Source organism: Alcanivorax sp. (assembly GCF_051117345.1).
GTDB lineage: Bacteria > Pseudomonadota > Gammaproteobacteria > Pseudomonadales > Alcanivoracaceae > Alcanivorax.
Map to the genome: position 1 here is coordinate 1 of NZ_JBNPEC010000167.1, position 2,262 is coordinate 2,262.

Below are 2,262 nucleotides of genomic sequence, written 5' to 3' on the forward strand. Positions count from 1 at the left end.
CGTAGCTCGTAGCTCGTAGCTCGTAGCTCGTAGCTCGTAGCTCGTAGCTCGTAGCTCGTAGCTCGTAGCTCGTAGCTCGTAGCTCGTAGCTCGTAGCTCGTAGCTCGTAGCTCGTAGCTCGTAGCTCAAAGAAACGCCGTGCCATCCTCCACATCCAGCTGCACCGGATCCAGATGTTTCTCGGCGTACTGACGCCACACCCGGGAACGGATGAACAGCCTATACAGATCCGGGTCCAGGTGATCGTTGTCGCGCATACGCTGCAAGATGCCAAGCGCTTCGCTGAGTTTCAGTGGCGTCTTGTAGGGGCGCTCCTTGGCGGTGAGGGCCTCGAACACATCGGCGATGGCCATGATCCGCGCGGGAATCGACATCTGGTCGCGGGTCAGCCCCAGAGGAAAGCCGGTGCCGTCCATCTTTTCATGGTGGCCGCCCGCATATTCCGGTACCTGGCGCAGCTTGGGCGGGAACGGCAACGAACCGAGCATGTCCAGGGTCACATCCATGTGGCCATTGATGATTTGCCGCTCCTCCGGCGTCAGGGTGCCCCGGGGAATGCACAGGTTGTAGACCTCGTCATCGGTGAGCAGGGGCTTTTTCTGACCCCAGGCATCGGTCCAGCGCCGCGCGGCGATATCCCGCACCCGCTGCTGGTCCACCTCGGCCATGGCCTCACCGCCCCGGTTGATCCGCTCCAGAAACGCCAGCTCTTCCTTCAATTGGCCGATTTCCGCTTCCATGCGTTCCCGGCTGGCGGGTTCGTCAGCGGGATCAAGCAGGCAGGCCTTTTCGTAACGGAACTGGATCTCCCCGCGCAGGGCGGCAAAACGGCTGGCCACCTCGTCGATACGATCATGGAGGGTGTGTAGCTTGGTGGACTTGTCCAGCACCGAATCCGGGGTGGCCAGCTTGCCGCAATCGTGCAACCAGGCCGCCACGTGCAGCTCGTACCAGCCATCCTCATCCAGGGAAAAATCCGCAAAGTCCGAATTATCCTCACAGGCCGCCTGGGCCAGCATCTCGGTGATCACCGGCACCCGCTGGCAGTGGGCACTGGTGTGCGGGCTCTTGGCATCAATGGCCTGGGCCAGCACCTTGATAAAGGCATCCAGCAGTTCCTTGAGCTCCTGCACCTGGCTCAGATTGCTCAAGGCAATGCCCGCATAGGTCAGCAGGGACTGGAAGATCAGGTCGCTGTGCTTGCCCAACCGGTGCAAACGGTCCGGCAGCGAGCGGTTATAGGCCAGCTGCAGCACACCGATGACCGCCCCTTCGTGGTTGCGCAAAGGCCACAGCCGTAACGCACCGGCATCCGGTGCCAGCGCATCCAGTAAGTGCCGGTCCTCCTCGCTGAGACCGTTTTCCGACAGATCTACCGCCAGCGGCTTACCGTCTTCATAACACTGCTCTGGCAAACCGCTTTTGCGCGCCATGGGGCAAAACAGGCTGGCCTCCTCGTGCAGGGAGGCATCCCCGGACCGGCGGCACAGGCAGCTCAGGCCCGGCTCGGGCTTGCCATCCGCATACAGCCACACCCAGCCGGTATCGGCTTCACACAGATACAGGGCCTCATCCAGCAACACTTGCAGCAGGCGCGGTACATCCCGCTGCTCGCTGAGATGCTGCGCTACCCGCAGCAGCCGCGGCATCAGGTTTTCATCCGTCACCGGTGCGGTGTCGGGCAAAGAGGAGTTCATGAGCAATCCCGCTCCAGTGATCATCCGTAACAAAATCGTGTATTTACCCAGCAAGCATAGGCTGAGCCAGGATTTCAGGCAAAACACACCGCCATACGTCTATTTCCCTCCGACCGGCGCATATACCGCCGGTTCCGGTTGAAGCTGTGGTCCGGATTGCCTACCATCTGCCGGTTCCGAGCCAATCTGGATTCCTACCTCTCATGAGTGTCAGCTATCATCTGCCCGACGGGGCAACCATGGCGTTTGATCAGCCGGCGTCCGCCCTGGACATCGCCGAGCGTATCAGCAAAAAACTCGCCAAACAGGCCCTTGCCGCCAAAGTGGACGGCAAGTTGATCGATGTTTACCTTCCCATCGACGATGGCGCCACGGTGGAAATCATCACCCGCGACACTGAAGACGGCCTGGATCTGATCCGCCACGATGCTTCCCATGTCATGGCAGAAGCGGTGCAGGAGCTGTTTCCGGGAACCCAGGTCCCCACCGGCCCGACCACCCAACACGGCTATAACTACGATTTCTTCCGGGAACACTCCTGCACCCCGGAAGACCTCAAAGCCCT

The 2,262-nt window shown here is 60.8% G+C and carries 2 protein-coding genes; one reads left to right on the plus strand and one right to left on the minus strand.

Going from position 1 to position 2,262, the window contains the following annotated elements:
• Nucleotides 1-125: 125 nt before the first annotated feature.
• Complete coding sequence (locus tag ACFE0K_RS10990; protein ID WP_434536108.1) at nt 126-1,697, minus strand: HD domain-containing phosphohydrolase; 1,572 nt, start codon at nt 1,695-1,697, stop codon at nt 126-128.
• A 203-nt stretch (nt 1,698-1,900) separates the two neighbouring features.
• Here ACFE0K_RS10990 and ACFE0K_RS10995 point away from each other — a divergent pair.
• On the plus strand, nt 1,901-2,262 hold a 362-nt coding region (locus tag ACFE0K_RS10995), incomplete at its 3' end, for a TGS domain-containing protein (protein WP_434536109.1).